The following is a 19,722-nucleotide window of genomic DNA, read 5'->3' as shown; positions in this document are numbered from 1 at the left end:
AGCTCTTTGCCTAAATTTCCTTTCAGAATCTTTAGTCGATATTTAGGTGTCCAAACAATATGATATTGGCACCGATGATAAACGTGTGAAGCGGATTCATATCTGCTCATGTTCGTTATTTCCTTCATTTGTTGGTTGCAAACGAGGACATCTTGAACATGAGCGTTCTTCGGGCAAAGCCCAAAAGAACGATCACCACCTTCTAAAGAAGGTGGTTTAGGGCTAGAAAAGAAAAACGGAAGCTTGTTGCTTCCGTTTTATTATTATGTCAATAGTCACTTATTTAATAAAGTCGTTCACTATCTGATCAACTTCTCCGCTCTCTTTCATTTCAGACAAAACTTTATGATATTGCGCTTTGAAATCATCTTTAAATGGGAATTTTCCGCCATTGGTCGCAAAGCCTAAGAAACCCTGCTCTGAACTGATGGTGGCACCCTCTACAACGCTTTGACCATCGTACTTGCCTTCATTTTGAAGCTTTTTAAGCTCCCATTGAATGGAAAGAGCATCATTCATGTAACAGTCAACACGCCCAGCGATCAATTTGAGCAGATTTTTAGGTGTGCCTTTCGTTTCATTCAGTTTGATCTTTCCGGCTTTGACTGCCGCTCTGAACTCATCGCCACCTGCAGAAAACCCAGCATTGTTACCTATCGTTAAGCCCATGTAGTCACCAGGCCAATTAGGTTTTGGGCTACTTAATACTGACTTCTGACAAACCACAACCAGTTTTTCATCGAGTATTGGCATGTCGTATTCCATGTAAGGACGTTGATCAGGGCGTTTATACGGTGGATAAAGGGCAAAAATTTTACCGCCTTCTACTTCGGACAAGCCTCGTTTCCAAGGTACTCCTTTGATGGTCACACTGTAGTCTGGCATTTTAGAAAAAATACGTTCCAAGATAACGGTGTAAATCCCCGTTACCCTACCGCTTTCAACGTAGGAATAAGGAGGGTATGAATCGTCACCGTAAACAGTGACATCGCTTGCTGCAAAGACCGAAGTCGAGGCCATAACCGCACAAAGCAAAGTTAAGGTTTTTTTCATAGTGATAACTCCAAATACTGTTCCATCAGCATTACGTGGTGCTATCGGTAAGTAATAGTGCATGAAATGACTAAGTCAAGGCGGCTGAAGCTAGGCAGAAAAGGCTTCCGGTTCAAAAAAGCAACCCAACCCTTTGCTTTTAATGACTTTATAATCAATATAAAAAGCCAAGTGTTTCGCAACAAAAAAGGAGCCTACAGGCTCCTCTTCTTAAGGTTGCTTATCAAAGCATGGGATGTCTTTTGGTATTTTGACCCAGCTTTGCTTCTCGCTTAACCAAACATGCATTTGTGGCTCAAAGAGGGCGCTATACTCTACCCCTGCTGGCTTAAGTTTAAGCTTAATAGTTGCCGTGTCATCTGGATTGTAATGATAAACACGGTTGCCACAGTCACCACAGAATTTAGCAAAGTTTTTATTGCCACTTTCCGCTATACGCTGCCACTCATTCAACTTCCCCTGAAATTCAATATCTTCAGTCTTAACAATAGCTGTTACGCTATACGGGCTAGTCGACAATTTCTGACATTCTTGACAGTGGCATGCAATGACTTTTAAAGGTGCAGCTTTGAGTTGATAGGAAAGCTGCCCACACTGGCAAGACGCTTTGATTGGAAATTCCATGATAACTCCTTACTGAGACTCAACGATCTGCTGGATGATTGACACCATCATTAGTGACAACGTCACCCAAATCAAAGGGGTTTACCCCTTCTAAACACCCTATATTGTAGCCATATTCAGTTGGGTCTGAACGTCGTTGGTGGTGCGTGTAAATACCGCATTCAGAGCAAAAGTAGTGCTTAGCCGTTCCTGTATTAAATTGGTAAAGCTTAAGCAACTCTTGGCCTTTAAGTATGCGAATTCCATCCAGTTTTACCGAAGCGACAATAGCACCTTTTCTTCGGCAAATCGAACAGTCGCACCGCCTGGGTTTATCGATCCCTTGTGGAAGGTGCAGCTCCAATTCAACACTTCCACAGTGGCAAGTTGCCTTGTGGTATTCTTTGATTTGTGTAGTACCTACTTGCTTAATCATCCATTGCTCCTCAATTGATTCGTAATTGATACTCAATACAGTCAATCGGCTTTCCGTGCATTTCCGCGTAATTGTTTACTACCTTCATTGGCCGAAATCCGTTAGCAGTTAATACCTTCTGTGACGCCAAGTTTTCAGTGGATGCGTAAGCCACCAACTTTTCAACGCCCATTTTTTCAACAACTCGAATAATGTTGGAGACGGCAAACTTCGCAACACCACGGTTGGTGAAGGACTTCCCAACTCGATAGCCAATATGAGCAATTTTCCTGCGACGGCTAATGTTAGATACATTTACGCGGCCAAGAATGGATCCGCTCTCGTCAACGATTAACATTGGAACCAAAGTTTTCGCGGCAAACTCCAGTAGGAATACCTGAATGTGTTCTTTTACACCTTCGAGTGAATAGAAATCTGTCTCACGCGGGGGAATATTGGCTTCAAACCATTCTCTGTTTTGAATCTCAAACTCAAGAAGTTTCTCAACATCACCTTCTTTGAGTAGCTCAAGCTGCATATCAAGTCCTTTATGAATAATGCCCGCGATCAATATATCGCTCAAAAACAGTTAATCCTATGTTTATATTGATGATTTGTTAATCATGCATAAAAAAGCCGCATCTCTGCGGCTCTTAATAATTTGGCTAACTACTTCTTCTTGCCTCTATTCGCATGAATCTTGAGCTTTGCTTTCATCTTTCGTTTTTCCGAAGAGCGGCTTTTTCGTCTTCCACCACGCTCGCGTTCATTTTCAGTTGGCTCTTCAATACTTGGTTCAAAGCCCTGTAGCCACTCTTGTGGTAAACGCGCATCAAGAAGCCGCTCTATCGCTTCAAGCAAGTATTCTTCGTCTTTACTCATCAGCGATACCGCCAGACCTTCCTGACCAGCTCGGCCAGTACGACCAATACGATGAACATAGTCTTCGGCTTTGTAAGGCATATCAAAGTTAACCACTTGCTCTAGCTGATTAATATCTAACCCTCTAGCCGCGACATCGGTTGCAATTAACGCCCTAATCGCGCCCGTTTTAAAATCATCTAATGCTTTCTGACGAGCGCCCTGGCTTTTATCCCCATTGATCGACGCAGCTTTAATTCCGTCAAGTTTAAGCTCTTTTGCAAGCGCATCACTGCCCTGCTTAGTCTTCGTAAACACGAGTACCTGTTGCCAGTTTCTTGAACCAATTAAATAGGCGAGAAGTTCGGCTTTACGCTTTTTGTCGACTGGATAAACCATCTGTTTAACCGTCTCAGCCGTACTATTTGATGGCGTTACTTGAACCTCCACTGGCTCATTCATCAATTTATGAGCAATAGTCTTAATACGCTTATCAAATGTCGCCGAGAAAAATAGAGTCTGACGCTCAGGGTTGAGCTTTTTTAATATGCGTTGGATATCTGGCATGAATCCCATATCTAACATGCGATCGGCTTCATCCAGTACCAAGTAGCTGGTTTTTCTAAGATTGATGTTTTTACAGTAGAGGTGGTCCAGTAAACGTCCTGGTGTGGCGATCAATACATCACAGCCCTGTCTCAGGTTTTGCGTCTGAACATTCATACTGGTACCGCCATAAGCGGTCACAATTTTAATCTCAGTCGCACTTGCATAAGCCGCTAAGCTGTCAAAAACTTGCTGCGCCAACTCACGTGTAGGAACAACCACCAAGGCTAAGACGTCATTCGATTGAGGATCTCTCGACGTTTCCTGATCAAGTAGCTTGTTGAGTAGTGGCAAGCCAAAGGCAGCAGTTTTCCCTGTTCCTGTCTGAGCTCCCGCCAGCACATCTTTTCCTTCAAGTACGTGAGGAATGGCTTGCTCCTGAATAGGCGTTGGCGTGTCAAAACCTAATTTTTCTACAGTAGATGCAAGTGCTTGAGACAGGCCCAGATGTTGAAATGAAGACATGGTAACTTTCCGAATGAAACAGGGTCGCCGATTCTATCAGAATCTTTTCGCAGCGTTTAGTATCTCTGGGTACAAGGTATGGAATATTTCTTTCAATGGTTGATAACGCTGCTCTAACGTGTAAAAACAACGCGATAGCTCCCCCATTCTGGGCGAACGAGTCGATATTCTTTGCAGCGCGTACTCGATATTCTCAATTTCCTTATAAGATTCCAGCCACCGACCTTTCCACATCGCCCCGCTGACAGCCGTAAAACGCTCGGGAAGTGTTTCTGGGTATTCAGCAAGGACTTTACTTTCGGCATCAAGACAAAAATCTCGCAAGCTAGTGGCATGGTACTTTCGCCACTCAGACGCCAGACAGTGATCCCAGAACATATCCAATGCTATTCCTGAAAAACGCCGACTCTTTCCGGGAAAGTATTCTCTGGCTTGTAACATAAGTGCATGGCTGTCGATCGTACTGTCGACAAACCGATGCAGCTTTATTCCTTGGACAATATCGGCTGAATATTGGTGTTCAGGGTTACCTTTTACAAAGTCCCCGAGTAAATTTCCCAACATGCTCGATTCGCAGTGTTGTGCTATGTGAAGGTGGGCGAGGTAATTCATAGTGCTAACTAGTACAAAACATTAGTTTCATAAAAGCACAAAGCCAGCGCATTTGCACTGGCTCTTTCTGGTATCAACATGAATGTTGATTTCAACGAACGATTATTTATTGAAGATTTCTTCTGCTAGCTCTTCGATTGACTGTTCATAATCTGACAGTTCAAAACCAATCTCCATAGCATCTAGCAATTCAAGGCATTCTTCGTTCAATGTTTGGTCACTCATTCTGACCTCCTTAATTACAAACAACTTTATAGACCTGTTTTCAAGTCTCAACATGAATATAAGGTCTATTGCTCCTTTTTAAACCACTTATATGACAGTTTTTTGAAAGAACAAAGTAAATAATCAATGCGATATGATTTTTATCGCAAGTAAACGTTTGCATTACTGAATCTCGTCTAAAATCGGACTTACCGTAAACAAATAAATACACCAATGGTTATTTATATGTACAATTAGCTTGAAATTATCATTTTAATTCCACAAAATGCCCCAAAAGTAGATTTTGTGTATTGGAATATGCATTTATTCCAGCTTTAAAATCCAAATCAAACAAATACCGTAAAGAAATATATACATGACTAAATCAAAGGTTCTGGGTAGTACTTTGATCATCGCCGGCACTACTATCGGTGCAGGTATGCTCGCTCTACCTCTTGCTTCTGCCGGAATTGGCTTCACTACTTCACTCATCATCATGGTCGCGCTTTGGGCACTAATGGCTTATACCGCTCTACTGATGATTGAACTCCACCAACATGCAGACGCGAGTGCAACATTGCATACTCTCGCCAATCAATTTCTAGGGCAAAAAGGCAAATGGGTTGCCAGCTTTTCTATGTTGTTTTTGTTCTACTCACTTTGTGCTGCGTACATCGCAGGCGGTGGTGCACAGTTCGGTGAACGCATTTCGCAATTTACTGGTGTCGAAATCTCGGGAATGACCTCAACAGTCATCTTTACGATAGTTGTAGCCGCTGTGGTGACCATCGGCACTGGTACGGTCGATAAAGTGAATCGTGTACTATTCACTATCAAACTTATCGCGATGGCGATGGTTCTAACGTTCCTTGCACCGAATGTGACTGAGTCGTACCTGCTGAGCATGCCTGTTGAACAAGGCCTTGTCGTCGCAGCTATTCCTGTCATCTTTACGTCTTTCGGATTCCACGGCAGTATCCCAGCTATCGTGAACTACCTAGATGGCAATACACCTTCGCTGCGTAAAGCCATTATAGTGGGCTCTTCTATTCCTTTGATCATTTACGTTTTCTGGCAAATTGTAACCCTTGGAGTGGTAAGCCAAGATGCGTTGGTCGATAACCAAGGTCTAAGCGGGCTGATTTCAACGCTGTCGACCAAAGTTCACCAGTCAGGCCTTGGTCAGACAATCGGTGTTTTTGCTGACTTAGCACTGCTGACTTCTTTCTTAGGCGTGAGTTTGGGTTTGTTTGAATTCCTAGGCGATAGCTGCAACAAGAAGAAAGCCGCTTCCAGTCGCATCGTCGTTGGTGCTATTACCTTTGTCCCGCCAATGGGCTTCGCGCTGTTCTACCCACAAGGCTTTATTATGGCTCTGGGATACGCAGCGATTGCACTAGCGATTCTCGCCATATTCCTGCCTATTATGATGGTGAAGAAAGCGCGTGTTGCTGAGGATACTCAAAGTGGCTATCAAGTGTTTGGTGGTACAGCAGGCTTGATGATCAGCGGTACAGTTGGCTTTGTAATCATCGCGGCCCAGCTGCTCATCACTATGGGCGTTTTGCCGTCACTAGGCTAATTTCACTTCTTCACTTAAAGGGCAGCTTGAAAGCTGCCCTTTTTGCTTTCTAAACCAAAAATCTCTAGAAAAATGAGATCTAATGCAATTTTTCCTACGACTTGCCTTTCTTATTAATCAAAGACAAAGCAATCGAAGAGGTTGATATGAAAGTGAAGTCGAAGATAGTGTTTTCCGCTATTGCCCTAACAGCTGTACTAGCGTCGTTTTTTGGCACAGCAAATAGCGACGTAACAAGAAGCTCGGCTTACGGCGACTACCAGGTCGCTACATTAGCGGGTGGCTGCTTCTGGTGTACAGAATCCGATTTGGAAAAACTACATGGTGTTATCGATGTCGTTTCTGGTTATGCCGGTGGCGAGCTAGAAAACCCGACCTACAAGCAGGTCTCATCTGGTAAGTCCGGTCATATTGAAGTGATCGAAGTAAAATATGACCCAGAAGCCGTGAGTTACGAACAAGTTCTTGACCAATTCTTCCGTCATATAGACCCAACAGACAACAAAGGATCCTTTGTTGACCGTGGTCCTCAGTACCGCCCTGCAATTTTCTACCATAACGATGAGCAAAAGCAGATCGCAGAAAACTTTATGGCAGAAATCGAAGCGCTTGGAATTTTCAAAAAGCCGCTCAAAACCGAGCTGATTCAGTTCACCAAGTTCTGGCCAGCAGAGAACTATCATCAGGATTACTACAAACGTAACAAGATCCGTTACAACTACTATCGTTACGCATCAGGCCGCGATCAGTACCTGGATGACATTTTTGGTGATGATCGAGAAAAGAATCCTAAGACACTGCGCCAGCTGATTGATGATCACAAGGCCGTTTCAAACGTAAAACCTTACAGCAAGCCTTCTGAAAAACAGATTAAAGCTAAGTTAACGGATCTCCAGTATTATGTTACTCAGGAAGAAGGAACCGAACGAGCTTTCAGCAACGAGTATTGGGATAACAAACAACACGGCATTTACGTAGATATTGTTTCGGGTGAGCCTCTGTTTTCTTCTACTGATAAGTACAAGTCGGGGACAGGATGGCCTAGTTTTACCAAACCTATTAATGAGGCGTACATCGTTACTAAAACGGATTTCCATTTGGTCTACCCAAGAACAGAAGTTAGAAGTCGATTTGCTGACTCTCACTTGGGCCACGTTTTTAAAGATGGTCCCGCACCAACGGGCCTGCGCTATTGCATGAATTCAGCCGCCATGAAGTTCATTCCGGTCGAGGAACTGGAAGAACAAGGCTACGGTGAGTACATGTATCTATTCGACAGTTAATCCATCCAAACAGTCGAGACCAAAGCCAACCTAAACAAAGGGTTGGCTTTTCTTTCTTATGTCGCCACTAAATGCATATCTTATGCGCTTTTTCTCTAATCGTTGCTGCAACGCAATCATCAAAAGTTCGTTCTTCTTTTGAGTGGATAAGGAGAACCTTTATGAACTTACAGCAAACGACCACCCTACTTGCCGCATGTGCAGCATTAACCGCTTTTAGCACATCAGCCCAAGAACAATATTATGATTTCGGCTTTATCGGCGCGAGTGGCGCCTATGGCCAGTCAGTTTATTCTGACAATGGTGGTGGCTCACTTTCCCTTGAACCCAACCTTTTTTACAACGGCGAGTACGGATTCGTTGATGGTAGCCTAGTGAACATCTCTGTTCTCCCGTATTTAGGGATTTCAGGTCAGTGGCGATTCGCTGAAGTTTCGGATGATTTTGATGATATTCCCAACGGGATAGACGAACGCGATGGTAACGGTGACCTAGGTATAACCATAGGTACCGTCGGCGCGCGGCTCACTTACTTACATGATGTAACTAACGAACATGATGGATACGAAATTCAACTGCATTTAGGGCGAACCCTTGATCTCCCTTTTGAGCAATTTACGCTAACGCCTTACGTTGAAGTCGATTTTCGCGATAAAAAGCTCTCGCAGCATCTCTATGATATATCAGCTCAAGAATCCGCTGCGTCAGGTCTGAACACATACAGCTCTGGTAGCAGTTGGGTTTATCAAACAGGTCTGATTGGCATCTACACCATAACTCCAGATTGGTTAACGCTCGTAAAGTTTGAGTTGGAACATCATGACTCGGACAGCCCGTTAATTCAAAGAGATCTCGGCTGGTCTGTAAGCCTTGGGGTTACTTACAAATTTACAGAGTAGCAAACGAAAAAAGCCTCCGGTGCGGAGGCTTTAAAAAGATTTAGTGAAAACGTTACTTCATTACACGAGCTTTAAAGTTGCGCCCTTTCATTTTACCGTTTTGAAGCTGCTTCAATGCGGGCTTTACAATCTCGTGTTCAACAGCCACATAAGAGACCATTGGAAGAATGTTGATCTTGCCGATTTTCTTCCCATCCAGTCCAGCCTGTTTCGTCAGAGTACCTAATATGTCTCCAGCACGAACTTTCTGCTTCTTACCACCAAGGATCTGAATCGTCTGCATTTTAGGGTAGAAAGGTCTCTCAAGTGGTTTTTCTGGTAGCACAGCTGGAGAGATCGCGATATCCATGTATTCATCAATACGTGCGACACGATATTCTTCTTTCTCACTGTAGAAGCTAAACGCAACACCTTTAGAACCTGCTCGACCAGTACGGCCAATTCGATGGACATGCACTTCAGGGTCGCGTGACAATTCAAAATTGAACACAGCATCAAGGTTATCAACATCAAGGCCACGCGCTGCAACGTCGGTCGCAACTAGAATTGAAACACTTTTGTTAGAAAACATGGTCAATGCCTGTTCGCGTTCACGCTGCTCCATATCACCATGAAGTTCAACAACGCTAAACCCACGATGGCTTAGCTCATCGGTCACCTTCTGGACTTCTTTCTTGGTGTTACAGAACACAACTGACGACTCAGGTTTATGTGTCAGTAATAAAGCTTCCAGAGCATCATCACGCTCTTCTGTTGTGTTTAACTTGTAGAATCGCTGCTCGATGGTCGTTGTCTGATGCGTTGATTCCACTTTGATCATTTGAGGATCACGCATCACTTTAGATGCTAATGACTCAATGTTTTTCGGAAACGTCGCACTAAACAATAAAGTTTGTCTGTCTTGAGGCGCTTCGTCAATGATGGCGTCAATAGCCTCTTCAAAGCCCATTTCCAACATTCGATCTGCTTCATCCAGAACCAAAGTGTTCATCTCAGCTAGATTGATGCGACCTTTAGAAAGGTGATCCAAAATACGCCCAGGTGTACCCACCAAGATATGCGCGCCATGCTCTAGCGAGCCAATTTGAGGCCCCATCGGCATGCCGCCACACAACGTGAGAACTTTGATGTTGTGAATACCACGTGCCAGTGTACGAACCTCTTTCGCTACCTGATCGGCAAGCTCGCGAGTTGGACAAAGCACCAAGGTCTGCACACGGAAGCGTTTAACGTTCAAATTACTCAGTAACCCAAGTGTAAACGCCGCTGTTTTACCCGAGCCTGTCTTGCCCTGCCCAATCACATCTTTACCTTCAAGAACAATCGGCAACGCCTGTTGTTGTATCGGCGTCATTTCCGTGTAGTTAAGGCTGTTCAGTGTCTCTATCAGTTCACTTCTAAGATTCAGGCTCTTAAATGAGGTTGTCACAAGTGTATCCTTCAAGGATGGCTAACGAATGTGGATCCGTAAGCAGTTAAAATGTAAAAACCGCTTCAACAAGGAAGCGGTTTTGAATAATCCGTAAAGCGTATCGGTCGCCCTAACGAATTCCGTGTAGGAACTCGTGGCGCGTAGCCGGATTGCTCTTAAAAATACCACCTAACGCGGTGGTGGTAGTTTCGCTTGTTGCATCCATCACACCACGTGATTTCACGCAGTAGTGTGTGGCATCAATGGTTACTGCAACATCATCAGACTCTAAGAGAGTTTGTAGCGCGACTAGAATTTGTTGAGTCATGCGCTCTTGCACTTGAGGGCGCTGCGCAAAGAAACGGACGATGCGGTTAATCTTAGACAAGCCAATGATTTTTCCGCGAGGAATATACGCCACAGTTGCACGGCCATCAATCGTTACTAGGTGATGCTCACAAGTGCTTGTCAGTGTGATGCCTTTTACGCGCACCATTTCACTCACATCCATCTTGTTTTCAATCACCGTAATTTTTGGGAAGTTAGCGTAATCAAGGCCAGAGAAAATCTCGTCAACGTACATCTTTGCAATGCGATGCGGCGTTTCTTCAAGACTGTCATCGGTAAGGTCCAGCTCAAGCAGAGAAAGAATTTCACGCATGTGATGCTGAATCTTTTCTTTTTTCTCTTCTCGACTGATTTGGTTCGGTGACATTGGTGTCTCCAAACCGCGGCTTTCTAGCGCATCTTTTACCAACTTCGCGGATTCGCTAAGACCTGACATTCCACTTCCTCTTACATAACCTTGCCGTTTAAACTTCAACCACTTGATTTGATTGAGGCGACAGACAAACTCTCGGCTCACCACTGAGCAACTTAACATACCCGTAAATAAAGGGATTTACCCCTTTCGGATGGCTGACAAGGATACTCGGATTTTTGAATAATTACACCCATATTTTATCCGTGGTCATTATTCTGGCTACGATTTCTGTGATAAAGTGATTTTTATTAAAAGCTAATATAATAACGATTTAGGACACTATTATGGGTTGCTGTGATGCTCCTGGCTTGATGCCAATCGAAGAAGCGATGGAACAAATGCTGTCGCCAATTAAACCAATCCAAACCACCTTACAACTGCCTCTTGCCGAAGCCATTGGCTATGTTCTTGCTGAAGATATACTTTCCCCTATTTTCGTTCCGCCTTTTGATAACTCAGCAATGGACGGATACGCTATTCGTATTGCCGACTTAAACAAAAGTAATGTTCTGCCTTTGGCGGGTAAATCTTTTGCAGGCCAACCTTTTGAGGGCGAATGGCCCAAAGGTACATGCGTTCGAATTATGACTGGCGCTCAAATTCCTGAAGGCTGCGATGCCGTCATCATGCAGGAAAACACTGAGCAGACAGAGCAAGGCGTAAAGTTCAATCAGACCGATATGAAGCCGCAGAATAACATTCGCCCTACAGGTGATGACATTCGCAAAGACGATGTTGTGCTGCCAAAAGGGGCACGCCTTACCGCTAGAGATATCCCGATGATTGCCACTTTGGGTATCAGCCATGTCACTGTCGTTCGTAAGCCTCGCGTTGCCTTCTTCTCAACAGGTGATGAGCTGAAGCCTCTTGGAGAGCCTCTCGAAGCTGGCCAGATATACGACAGTAATCGTTACGGCATAAAACCTCTGATTGAAAACTTCGGCTGTGAACCTGTCGATCTCGGTATTATTCCTGATTGCCCGGAAGAGCTAAAAGCAACGTTTGAAAAAGCGCAGACTTTAGCAGACGTCGTTGTAACATCGGGTGGTGTGAGTGTCGGTGAAGCCGACTATACCAAAGATATATTGGAAGAACTCGGCCAAATCGGCTTCTGGAAGCTTGCCATCAAGCCGGGTAAGCCATTTGCATTTGGTAAGTTATCGACCGCTTGGTTCTGTGGACTTCCGGGTAACCCAGTTTCAGCAGTGTTAACAATGTACGTTCTCGTTCAGCCTATGTTAGCGAAGCTCGCCGGACACACCGAATGGAAAGCACCTGAATCGATTCCAGCGACAACTCGCACTGCATTTAAGAAAGCGCCCGGGCGCACAGATTACCAACGCGGCGTTTATACCATAGAAGATGGCAAGTTTGTGGTAGAAACGACAGGAAACCAAAGTTCAGGAGCTTTTCGTTCCATGAGCTTGGCAAATTGCTTTGTCGTCTTGGAGCGTGAGCGAGGCCGTGTTGAAGTCGGTGAAACCGTGAATATCCAGTTGTTCAATTCAACTCTTTATTAGGAGTGAGCACATTGGAGATCCTTTCCGATCAAGAGATGCTTCGCTACAACCGTCAAATCATACTGAAGCAATTTGATTTTGATGGCCAAGAAGCACTAAAGCAAAGCTCTATTTTGATTCTTGGTGCTGGTGGCCTTGGCTGTGCGTCAAGCCAATACCTTGCAACAGCGGGGGTCGGCTCTCTGACCTTAATTGATGATGACGTTGTCGAACTGTCTAATCTGCAACGCCAAGTACTTCATTATGATGCTGACGTTGGTAAGAAGAAAGTCCTCTCTGCGTCTGAATCTCTGCAACAACTGAACCCTCACCTAGAAGTGCGAACGATAGATCAACGTTTGAGTGATGAGTATTTAAAAACAGAAATTGAGCAGCATACGCTAGTACTCGACGCATCGGATAACGTAGAGACTCGAAATCAGCTTAACCGCCTCTGCTATGAGTTAAAAACACCGCTTGTTTCTGGTGCAGCGATCAGAATGGAAGGCCAAGTCAGTGTCTTCACTTATCAGGATAAAGCACAACCTTGCTACCAGTGTTTAAGCTCGCTATTTGGCTCAGCAGCATTAAGCTGTGTTGAAGCCGGAGTCATGGCGCCAGTTGTCGGCATCATCGGTGCGGTACAAGCCATGGAAGCCATCAAAGTTATCGCCAATTATGGACAGGCGAAAGAAGGTAAGGTTTTGATCCTCGATGCGATGACCATGTCATGGCGAGAAATGAATCTGATGAAAATGCCGAATTGCCCCGTTTGTAGCTAAACTCACCATAAACGGTCAGGAGTACAAAGGTTAATATGAACAACCCCAAAATATTTCTGGCCGCCCTGCTCCTCTTATCACTGGTCTTGCTTGGACTGATAGCGCTCAATAAGCCAAAGCAAACCACTAGAGTTCAAGCGCTTGTAATAACTCAAACTCTCACCCAGTCACTTGATGGAAACCGACGCTTTCTGAATATTGAATTTAGCGATGGTGACCAAACTATGATTAGCATCCCACCTCAAACTGAATGTCCTGCCAATTCCATCGTGGAACTTGACAAGAAATCCGCACTCTTTTCTGACGCTATCAGCTATCGCTATGTACAGTGCAACACCTATACAAATAAACATTAACTGTCCCTGTTGTGACCTCTACAGCCCTGTTGTAAATTAGTTGCATAAAATTCATAAACTTATATAAGGAAGTATTATGCCACCGTTGATCACTCCAAAAGAGCTCGCTGAACTACAACAAACGGGAAAGTTGGTTGTACTCGACACAAGTATTGAATTTCAGATCCCATCAGAGCCAGAAAAAGACAAAGAGAACTTAATTCCAAATACTATTCGCTTTGATTACGACTCTGTGTTTTGCGATCCTGACGCTTCGCTTCCTCATATGATGCCTTCAGAAGAACGCTTCAACCAGCTAGCAAAAAGCATTGGACTCAATCAAGATTCCATTATTGTGGTCTACGACAACAGCGGAACTTTTGCTTCTCCACGTGCATGGTGGATGCTTAAAGCGATGGGGCACAAAGAAGTGTATATCTTGAATGGCGGCCTGACTGAGTGGAAGCTAGCTGGATATGACACTGTCACTTCTTACAAAAAGGCCGATACTGAAGGTAACTTTAACGGCAAACTCGACCCTTCTTTCTTTGTTGATGCGCAATACGTACTTAACCAAATCGAGAATGCGTCTAATCAAACCGTTGATGCACGCTCTCATGCTCGTTTCAATGCAGAAGTCGCCGAGCCAAGACCTGGTGTACGAGCTGGCCACATTCCAAATTCAGTATGTCAGCCATTCGCTGAATTGATGGAAGGTCACAAGCTCAAACCTGCTAGCGATCTAAAGTCGATTTTGGAAAGCTCAATGGATAGCAATAAATCTCAACACATTTTCAGCTGTGGTTCAGGGGTGACGGCGGCTATTGTTCTTCTCGCTGCACAACTTTCCGGATATCAAAACTTGTCAGTGTATGACGGTTCTTGGACCGAATGGGGCGCAGACGACAGTTTACCCATCAGCTAAAGGTTGTTTCACACAAAGGCAGCCAATAACGGCTGCCTTTTCTTTTTTCTACTGAACATATAATCAAAAATGCCTAAGTATGTCGCTGCCTTGAAAGCGTTTGGCCGCTTCAGCTTCTATCTCTACTTTCCAGTTTTTGTCGAACAGGCCATTTACGAATAAAAACGTCGTAGGTAAAGCGCCGACATCAAATGGAATGCGCTCCTTAGCTCTCTGATAACCTTCAAGATCTTCACGATTTACCATGTAAATCCGAACGCTAATCAGGTCCTGTATGTCCATTCTATTGGCTTGCAACACTCCACGCACATTTTGCCAAGCCAGTACAATCTGATCCTCAGCACTCTCCGGCACTTCGCTAAGCTCATTGATACCCAATTGCCCCGCGATATGAAGTCGTGTCGATCCTGATGGAATCATCGCACATTGGTGATAGTTAGCCGCTGGCGGTGGAACCGTTGCAGGGCTCCAAATAATATTCATTAGACTTCCTTAGATAACATCACAATGTTAGGCGCTTCCGATAACATCGTACCAAGCTGATCAAAGTCCCCTATTTCTTTGCGCCACGCGATGTACTTATCGAAATGCTGAGGAGTTTGCCACTCTTCAAGCAACACTAACTCGTGCTGTCCTTGTACTTTCTCAAACAGGTGGGCAGAGATATTCCCTTCAAAAGTCCTTGTGTCTGGCAAAATCTCAGTAAAAAAGTCTTTGATTACCTGAGTATTTTCCGATGAGTGGCTTAGTTTAAATTGAACCAGAATGCTCATTGTTCCTCTCCTTTGGTCTCGTTTTTTGAGTTCGTGAGAGAGTTTAATTGTTTATAATTTGTGATAAATAAAGTACCATTTCACAAATAGTTAGATTAAATAGAACAATAAAATTTTATGAAATCAGACCTACACCGCATGCAGGTATTCGCCCAAATTGTTGAATCTGGATCGATAACCAAAGCCGCCGATAAGCTGGACGTGTCCAAGTCTGTTCTGAGCCATCATCTTCAAGGTTTAGAGCAACATCTCGGCGTAAAATTGTTAACCAGAACAACGCGTCGTCAATCTCTTACTGAAGCTGGGCAACGTTACTATCAACGATGCCTTGAAATGAAAAAGCTGATGTCCTTAGCGGAAGAAGAAGTACGTGACTCCAATACCGGACTTGCTGGCACAGTGACTGTCACCTCACCTCATACGCTGATGACTCATTTGATTGGGCCTTCGATGTGTGAGTTTGTAAAGAACCATTCTGGTATTGAGCCACGATTATTAGCGAATGATATGCGACTCAACTTGATTGATAAATACATCGACCTTTCGATAACAGTGGGTGAATTACCCGACTCCAGTTCACGAGCGACCAAGATTGGCGAATTAGAGCAGGTCCTTTGCTGTTCTCCCGAGTATCTCAACAAGCACAAAATTACCCTTCCAGTGACTTCGACCGAGCTCATTGACTACGACTATATTGCTAATCAGTGGGAAGGTATCAACGTTGAACGCAAATTCTCAGTAGGTAAACAAAGTATCACTTATCGATTCCACTCCACTCGTCTGGGAGACAGCGTACCAACAATCCGCATGATGACACTTTCAGGCTTGGGCATTGCGTGCTTACCTATTCTCGCCGTTGAAGACGACTTGAAGGAAGGCAGGTTGGTTCGAATAACGGCGGATGGGATGAGTCTTAAGGCGTCAGTCTGGGCGGTGCACAACTACGGCTTACAGATGCCCGCCAGAATTAGGGCTTTTATCGATTTTGTAAAAGAGAAAGCCAAAGACAAATTGTAAGCAGAGCACGAGAACACGGCTCGTGCTTTTCTGCGAACATTCTCTCGGGGTTATTTCATTTGTTCATCTAAGTTAAGCACAGTGAGTGCGTTACTTACGCTGGTGGCAATAACATCAATCACTCCTGTTCTAAGCGCCCCGAGCATCGCCAATGGCTTACTGTTTTCCGCCGCAATCGCGATGACCTCTGAAATGGGTCGAAACTCTTCAATGCTTAAACCTATAACACGATCACTCATCACTGTTTTGGCAGACTGCCCCTGAATATCGAAGAAATCATAGCCGGCAAAGTCCCCCACGACCCCTTGAAGCATTCGTGATTGAACCACTTCATCTGCGGTGAACCATCCCAAGTCGACCATATAACTGTTCTCACTCATATCGCCAATACCGACCAAGGCGACATCTGCCTTACGAGCGAGATCCAGAGTTTGCTTTACTGTCGCATTCTGCATAAATGCGTGTTTCTGTTCTGGGTTTTCTGCGTATGCAGGGGCGTAAAGCGTTTCTGATGTACCACCATAGCTTTTCGCAAATTGTCGGCAGATATGGTCAGCGTTAAACATACCTCCTCTAGGGTGAATACCGCCGATGCCACACACAAACTTCACATCTCGTTGAGGGATAACGCCAATATGATGGGCAACCGCTGAGACATTCCTTCCCTGACCGACAGTCACAACTGATCCATTTTGAATAGAGCTGGCCATGTATTTGGATACTAAACCTGCCACTTGCAAACGTTGCTGTTCTTCGCTCGGCTGATCAAGCGCAACCAAAGCACGCTTAACACCAAACCTTTCAATTAGCCTTTGCTCAATCTTGGCACTGAATACGGGGTGATATTTAACGGTAATCTCTACGATCCCTTCATCACGGGCCTGCTTTAGCATTCGCCCTACTTTCGCTCGTGACACAGAAAACTTCTTGGATATTTCTTCCTGGGTTGCCCCGTCCTGATAGTAGGCAACGGAGATTTCGGTAAGTAGATCAGCGCTGTCATCAGACATATCTTGTTGTGACTTGCTCATTTGGCTTGGGCTCCTATAGGGGAAAATACCTATGACATGTGCTCAGTGTTGTAGCATATGTCATCGCTATAGACATTTGCAACATTTGCTCATCGCCATGACAAATTCTCAGGCTATTTATTATGCTCTTCATATTCTCCTCAACCCTTGTCATGCCTTAGCAAACGTTTAATTCAAATTGCCTGCGGAGGCAATTGGAGAAATACTTGATGAACATCACCATAACCTTTAATTAGCGATTGACATTCTGTGTGGATGAGATAAATATGAACCCATCATTTACTCATCGAGAGAGCAAATGTTCACAACAAATGATCTCTCGCTGAAATTTATTCCGGTTAGTTGATTTAATGAACTCGGAAAGGGTTAAAAACGATTAGCTAACTCGCTTGCAATTGCACCACTCACATTAACTGTTTTGATGTGAACGCCCATTAAATAGGATGATCGAAATGAGCAACAAATTAGAGCAACTTCGTAAACTAACGACAGTCGTAGCAGACACTGGTGAAATCGATGCGATTAAAAAATACCAGCCAGAAGACGCAACTACTAACCCTTCTCTGATTCTTAAAGCAGCTCAAATCGAAGAATATGCGCCACTTATCGACGCTTCTATCGAATACGCAAAATCTCAAAGCAGCGACAAAGCTCAGCAAGTACAAGACACTTGCGACATGCTTGCTGTAAACATCGGTAAAGAAATCCTAAAGACTATCCCAGGTCGTATTTCTACAGAAGTTGACGCTCGTCTTTCTTACGATATGGAAGGCAGCGTAGCGAAAGCTCGCCAACTTGTAAAAATGTACAACGATGCAGGCATCACTAACGACCGCATCCTAATCAAGCTAGCTTCTACTTGGGAAGGTATCCGCGCAGCTGAGATCCTAGAAAAAGAAGGCATCAACTGTAACCTAACCCTTCTATTCTCATTTGCTCAGGCTCGTGCTTGTGCTGAAGCTGGCGTGTTCCTAATTTCTCCATTCGTTGGTCGTATCATGGACTGGTACAAAGCGAAAGAAGGCCGTGACTTCGAAGCTTCAGAAGATCCAGGCGTACTATCAGTATCTAAGATCTACAACTACTACAAAGAGTACGGCTACAACACTGTTGTTATGGGTGCAAGCTTCCGTAACATCGGCGAGATCCTAGAACTTGCTGGCTGTGACCGTCTAACTATCGCTCCTGCTCTTCTTGCTGAACTAGAAGCAGCGGAAGGTGAAGTAGCAGAGAAGCTAGTTGACTCTAAAGGTACAGCAGAGCGTCCAGCAGCGATGACTCACGCTGAGTTCCTATGGGATCACAACCAAGATGCAATGGCAGTTGAGAAACTGGCTGAAGGTATCCGCAACTTCGCTGTTGACCAAGGCAAACTTGAAGCGATGATCGAAGCTAAGCTTTAATCTCAAATTATTTTAATAAGGGGAACGTTTGCGTTCCCCTCTTAATTTTCCTTTCTAGAATTTAATAATATTCGGTATTTATTATGGATCGTAAACATCTAGCTAATGCTATCCGTGCCCTTAGCATGGACGGCGTACAACAAGCCAACTCTGGTCACCCAGGCGCACCTATGGGTATGGCTGACATCGCTGAAGTTCTTTGGCGCTCTCACCTAAACCACAACCCAGCAAACCCAGAATGGGCTGACCGCGACCGTTTCGTGCTATCAAATGGCCACGGCTCAATGCTGATTTACTCTCTGCTTCACCTTGCGGGTTACGAGCTGTCTATTGATGACCTGAAAAACTTCCGTCAACTGCACTCTAAGACACCAGGTCACCCAGAGTACGGTTACGCACCGGGTATCGAAACGACGACTGGCCCACTAGGTCAAGGCATCACTAACGCGGTAGGTATGGCGCTGGCTGAGAAAACTCTAGCAGCACAATTCAACAAAGAAGGCCACGACATCGTTGACCACTTCACTTATGCATTCATGGGTGACGGCTGTCTGATGGAAGGTATTTCTCACGAAGCCTGTTCTCTAGCGGGTACGCTAGGCCTTGGTAAACTAATCGCTTTCTGGGATGACAACGGCATCTCTATTGATGGTGAAGTGGAAGGTTGGTTCTCTGACGATACACCTAAGCGTTTTGAAGCGTACGGCTGGCATGTTATCCCTGCAGTAGACGGTCACGATCCAGAAGCGATCAACGCAGCGATTATCGCTGCTAAAGCGGACCCACGCCCTACACTAATCTGTACTAAGACCATCATCGGTTTTGGTTCTCCAAACAAATCTGGTTCACACGACTGTCACGGTGCACCATTAGGCGCTGAAGAAATTGCAGCAACTCGTAAAGCGCTAGGTTGGGAACACGGTCCTTTTGAAATCCCAGCTGACGTTTACGCTGAGTGGGATGCAAAAGAAGCAGGTGCAGCGAAAGAAGCGGCGTGGAATGCTAAATTTGACGCATACGCTGCAGCTTACCCTGCAGAAGCCGCAGAGCTTAAGCGTCGTCTAAACGGTGAATTGCCAGCTGAGTGGGAAGAGAAAGCAACACAAATCATTGCTGACCTTCAGGCAAACCCTGCAAACATCGCATCACGTAAAGCGTCTCAAAACGCACTAGAAGCATTTGGTCAAATGCTACCTGAAT

The 19,722-nt window shown here is 44.7% G+C and carries 23 protein-coding genes; 10 read left to right on the top strand and 13 right to left on the bottom strand.

The annotated features are described in order from the left end of the window. The 8 genes from IX95_RS26165 to IX95_RS26980 all read right to left on the bottom strand — a co-directional run. Positions 1–110, bottom strand: a 110-nt coding sequence (locus tag IX95_RS26165) for a transposase (RefSeq protein ID WP_200876927.1), incomplete at its 3' end; no start/stop codon positions are given. Positions 111–279: 169 nt separating this feature from the next. Beyond that, positions 280–1,053: a substrate-binding periplasmic protein gene (locus IX95_RS24785; protein ID WP_038164838.1), complete on the bottom strand. Its 774-nt coding sequence runs from the start codon at positions 1,051–1,053 to the stop codon at positions 280–282. Between the two features lie 210 nt (positions 1,054–1,263). Further along, positions 1,264–1,677, bottom strand: a complete 414-nt coding sequence (locus IX95_RS24780) for a GFA family protein (RefSeq protein WP_038164836.1) — start codon at positions 1,675–1,677, stop codon at positions 1,264–1,266. 19 nt (positions 1,678–1,696) lie between these two features. Beyond that, the gene (locus IX95_RS24775; RefSeq protein WP_038164833.1) at positions 1,697–2,092 is read right to left on the bottom strand and encodes a GFA family protein; all 396 of its coding nucleotides are present in this window, start codon (positions 2,090–2,092) and stop codon (positions 1,697–1,699) included. 10 nt (positions 2,093–2,102) lie between these two features. Next, complete coding sequence (locus IX95_RS24770) at positions 2,103–2,654, bottom strand: GNAT family N-acetyltransferase (protein WP_235202668.1); 552 nt, start codon at positions 2,652–2,654, stop codon at positions 2,103–2,105. 86 nt (positions 2,655–2,740) lie between these two features. Further along, entirely contained in the window at positions 2,741–4,003 is a 1,263-nt protein-coding gene (locus tag IX95_RS24765; protein ID WP_038164831.1) for a DEAD/DEAH box helicase, read from the bottom strand. Between the two features lie 36 nt (positions 4,004–4,039). Further along, entirely contained in the window at positions 4,040–4,615 is a 576-nt protein-coding gene (locus IX95_RS24760; protein WP_038164828.1) for an acyl carrier protein phosphodiesterase, read from the bottom strand. 102 nt (positions 4,616–4,717) lie between these two features. Then, the gene (locus tag IX95_RS26980) at positions 4,718–4,840 is read right to left on the bottom strand and encodes a hypothetical protein (protein WP_006960927.1); all 123 of its coding nucleotides are present in this window, start codon (positions 4,838–4,840) and stop codon (positions 4,718–4,720) included. A 355-nt stretch (positions 4,841–5,195) separates the two neighbouring features. Between IX95_RS26980 and IX95_RS24755 the strand changes: the two genes are divergently transcribed. The 3 genes from IX95_RS24755 to IX95_RS24745 all read left to right on the top strand — a co-directional run bounded on the left by IX95_RS24755 (position 5,196) and on the right by IX95_RS24745 (position 8,583). Further along, positions 5,196–6,401, top strand: a complete 1,206-nt coding sequence (locus IX95_RS24755) for an aromatic amino acid transport family protein (protein ID WP_038164826.1) — start codon at positions 5,196–5,198, stop codon at positions 6,399–6,401. Between the two features lie 146 nt (positions 6,402–6,547). Next, positions 6,548–7,684: a peptide-methionine (R)-S-oxide reductase MsrB gene (gene msrB, locus IX95_RS24750; RefSeq protein ID WP_038164846.1), complete on the top strand. Its 1,137-nt coding sequence runs from the start codon at positions 6,548–6,550 to the stop codon at positions 7,682–7,684. Between the two features lie 161 nt (positions 7,685–7,845). Further along, the gene (locus IX95_RS24745; protein ID WP_038164823.1) at positions 7,846–8,583 is read left to right on the top strand and encodes a MipA/OmpV family protein; all 738 of its coding nucleotides are present in this window, start codon (positions 7,846–7,848) and stop codon (positions 8,581–8,583) included. Between the two features lie 52 nt (positions 8,584–8,635). Here IX95_RS24745 and dbpA read toward each other — a convergent pair whose 3' ends face one another. Together dbpA and folE are read right to left on the bottom strand one after the other, a co-directional pair. After that, a complete protein-coding gene (gene dbpA / locus IX95_RS24740; RefSeq protein ID WP_038164820.1) occupies positions 8,636–10,012 on the bottom strand; it encodes an ATP-dependent RNA helicase DbpA in 1,377 nt (458 codons plus the stop codon). A 112-nt stretch (positions 10,013–10,124) separates the two neighbouring features. Then, complete coding sequence (gene folE, locus IX95_RS24735) at positions 10,125–10,778, bottom strand: GTP cyclohydrolase I FolE (RefSeq protein ID WP_006960922.1); 654 nt, start codon at positions 10,776–10,778, stop codon at positions 10,125–10,127. A 263-nt stretch (positions 10,779–11,041) separates the two neighbouring features. Here folE and moeA point away from each other — a divergent pair, with 263 nt between their 5' ends. The 4 genes from moeA to IX95_RS24715 all read left to right on the top strand — a co-directional run bounded on the left by moeA (position 11,042) and on the right by IX95_RS24715 (position 14,298). Continuing rightward, complete coding sequence (gene moeA / locus IX95_RS24730; RefSeq protein WP_038164817.1) at positions 11,042–12,277, top strand: molybdopterin molybdotransferase MoeA; 1,236 nt, start codon at positions 11,042–11,044, stop codon at positions 12,275–12,277. Between the two features lie 11 nt (positions 12,278–12,288). Beyond that, positions 12,289–13,038, top strand: coding sequence for a molybdopterin-synthase adenylyltransferase MoeB (moeB, locus tag IX95_RS24725; RefSeq protein ID WP_021458161.1), 750 nt, complete (start codon positions 12,289–12,291; stop codon positions 13,036–13,038). A 35-nt stretch (positions 13,039–13,073) separates the two neighbouring features. Then, on the top strand, positions 13,074–13,394 hold the full coding sequence (locus IX95_RS24720) for a hypothetical protein (RefSeq protein ID WP_021458160.1): 321 nt from the start codon (positions 13,074–13,076) through the stop codon (positions 13,392–13,394). Between the two features lie 76 nt (positions 13,395–13,470). Beyond that, positions 13,471–14,298, top strand: coding sequence for a sulfurtransferase (locus tag IX95_RS24715; RefSeq protein ID WP_038164814.1), 828 nt, complete (start codon positions 13,471–13,473; stop codon positions 14,296–14,298). 63 nt (positions 14,299–14,361) lie between these two features. Here IX95_RS24715 and IX95_RS24710 read toward each other — a convergent pair whose 3' ends face one another. After that, entirely contained in the window at positions 14,362–14,781 is a 420-nt protein-coding gene (locus IX95_RS24710; RefSeq protein ID WP_038164812.1) for a RidA family protein, read from the bottom strand. Further along, the gene (locus IX95_RS24705) at positions 14,781–15,071 is read right to left on the bottom strand and encodes an antibiotic biosynthesis monooxygenase family protein (protein WP_021458157.1); all 291 of its coding nucleotides are present in this window, start codon (positions 15,069–15,071) and stop codon (positions 14,781–14,783) included. Before IX95_RS24705 ends, IX95_RS24710 begins: the two co-directional genes overlap by 1 nt. A gap of 117 nt (positions 15,072–15,188) precedes the next feature. Between IX95_RS24705 and IX95_RS24700 the strand changes: the two genes are divergently transcribed. Continuing rightward, positions 15,189–16,088, top strand: a complete 900-nt coding sequence (locus tag IX95_RS24700; RefSeq protein WP_038164809.1) for a LysR family transcriptional regulator — start codon at positions 15,189–15,191, stop codon at positions 16,086–16,088. A gap of 50 nt (positions 16,089–16,138) precedes the next feature. On the opposite strand, the gene IX95_RS24695 is transcribed toward IX95_RS24700, so the two are convergent. Next, the gene (locus tag IX95_RS24695; protein WP_006960909.1) at positions 16,139–17,119 is read right to left on the bottom strand and encodes a sugar-binding transcriptional regulator; all 981 of its coding nucleotides are present in this window, start codon (positions 17,117–17,119) and stop codon (positions 16,139–16,141) included. Between the two features lie 452 nt (positions 17,120–17,571). On the opposite strand from IX95_RS24695, the gene tal reads away from it, so the two are divergent. Both tal and IX95_RS24685 read left to right on the top strand, forming a co-directional pair. Beyond that, entirely contained in the window at positions 17,572–18,522 is a 951-nt protein-coding gene (gene tal / locus IX95_RS24690; protein WP_038164805.1) for a transaldolase, read from the top strand. A gap of 83 nt (positions 18,523–18,605) precedes the next feature. Continuing rightward, the coding region (locus IX95_RS24685) for a thiamine pyrophosphate-dependent enzyme (RefSeq protein ID WP_038164803.1) at positions 18,606–19,722 on the top strand (1,117 nt) is incomplete at its 3' end.

It is taken from the genome of Vibrio sp. B183 (assembly GCF_000740665.1).
Classification (GTDB): Bacteria; Pseudomonadota; Gammaproteobacteria; order Enterobacterales; family Vibrionaceae; genus Vibrio; species Vibrio coralliilyticus.
The sequence above is the reverse complement of the archived record's forward strand: the minus strand, read 5'-3'. Positions and strand labels throughout refer to the sequence as shown.

Coding starts and splice junctions, on each gene's coding strand:
- IX95_RS24755 (WP_038164826.1), top strand. CDS start 5,196: ATGACTAAATCAAAGGTTCTGGGTAGTACTTTGATCATCGCCGGCACT.
- msrB (WP_038164846.1), top strand. CDS start 6,548: ATGAAAGTGAAGTCGAAGATAGTGTTTTCCGCTATTGCCCTAACAGCT.
- moeA (WP_038164817.1), top strand. CDS start 11,042: ATGGGTTGCTGTGATGCTCCTGGCTTGATGCCAATCGAAGAAGCGATG.
- IX95_RS24710 (WP_038164812.1), bottom strand. CDS start 14,781: ATGAATATTATTTGGAGCCCTGCAACGGTTCCACCGCCAGCGGCTAAC.
- tal (WP_038164805.1), top strand. CDS start 17,572: ATGAGCAACAAATTAGAGCAACTTCGTAAACTAACGACAGTCGTAGCA.
- IX95_RS24720 (WP_021458160.1), top strand. CDS start 13,074: ATGAACAACCCCAAAATATTTCTGGCCGCCCTGCTCCTCTTATCACTG.
- IX95_RS24760 (WP_038164828.1), bottom strand. CDS start 4,615: ATGAATTACCTCGCCCACCTTCACATAGCACAACACTGCGAATCGAGC.
- IX95_RS24700 (WP_038164809.1), top strand. CDS start 15,189: ATGAAATCAGACCTACACCGCATGCAGGTATTCGCCCAAATTGTTGAA.
- IX95_RS24715 (WP_038164814.1), top strand. CDS start 13,471: ATGCCACCGTTGATCACTCCAAAAGAGCTCGCTGAACTACAACAAACG.
- IX95_RS24785 (WP_038164838.1), bottom strand. CDS start 1,053: ATGAAAAAAACCTTAACTTTGCTTTGTGCGGTTATGGCCTCGACTTCG.
- IX95_RS24765 (WP_038164831.1), bottom strand. CDS start 4,003: ATGTCTTCATTTCAACATCTGGGCCTGTCTCAAGCACTTGCATCTACT.
- IX95_RS24705 (WP_021458157.1), bottom strand. CDS start 15,071: ATGAGCATTCTGGTTCAATTTAAACTAAGCCACTCATCGGAAAATACT.
- IX95_RS24745 (WP_038164823.1), top strand. CDS start 7,846: ATGAACTTACAGCAAACGACCACCCTACTTGCCGCATGTGCAGCATTA.
- folE (WP_006960922.1), bottom strand. CDS start 10,778: ATGTCAGGTCTTAGCGAATCCGCGAAGTTGGTAAAAGATGCGCTAGAA.
- IX95_RS24780 (WP_038164836.1), bottom strand. CDS start 1,677: ATGGAATTTCCAATCAAAGCGTCTTGCCAGTGTGGGCAGCTTTCCTAT.
- IX95_RS24775 (WP_038164833.1), bottom strand. CDS start 2,092: ATGATTAAGCAAGTAGGTACTACACAAATCAAAGAATACCACAAGGCA.
- IX95_RS26980 (WP_006960927.1), bottom strand. CDS start 4,840: ATGAGTGACCAAACATTGAACGAAGAATGCCTTGAATTGCTAGATGCT.
- IX95_RS24695 (WP_006960909.1), bottom strand. CDS start 17,119: ATGAGCAAGTCACAACAAGATATGTCTGATGACAGCGCTGATCTACTT.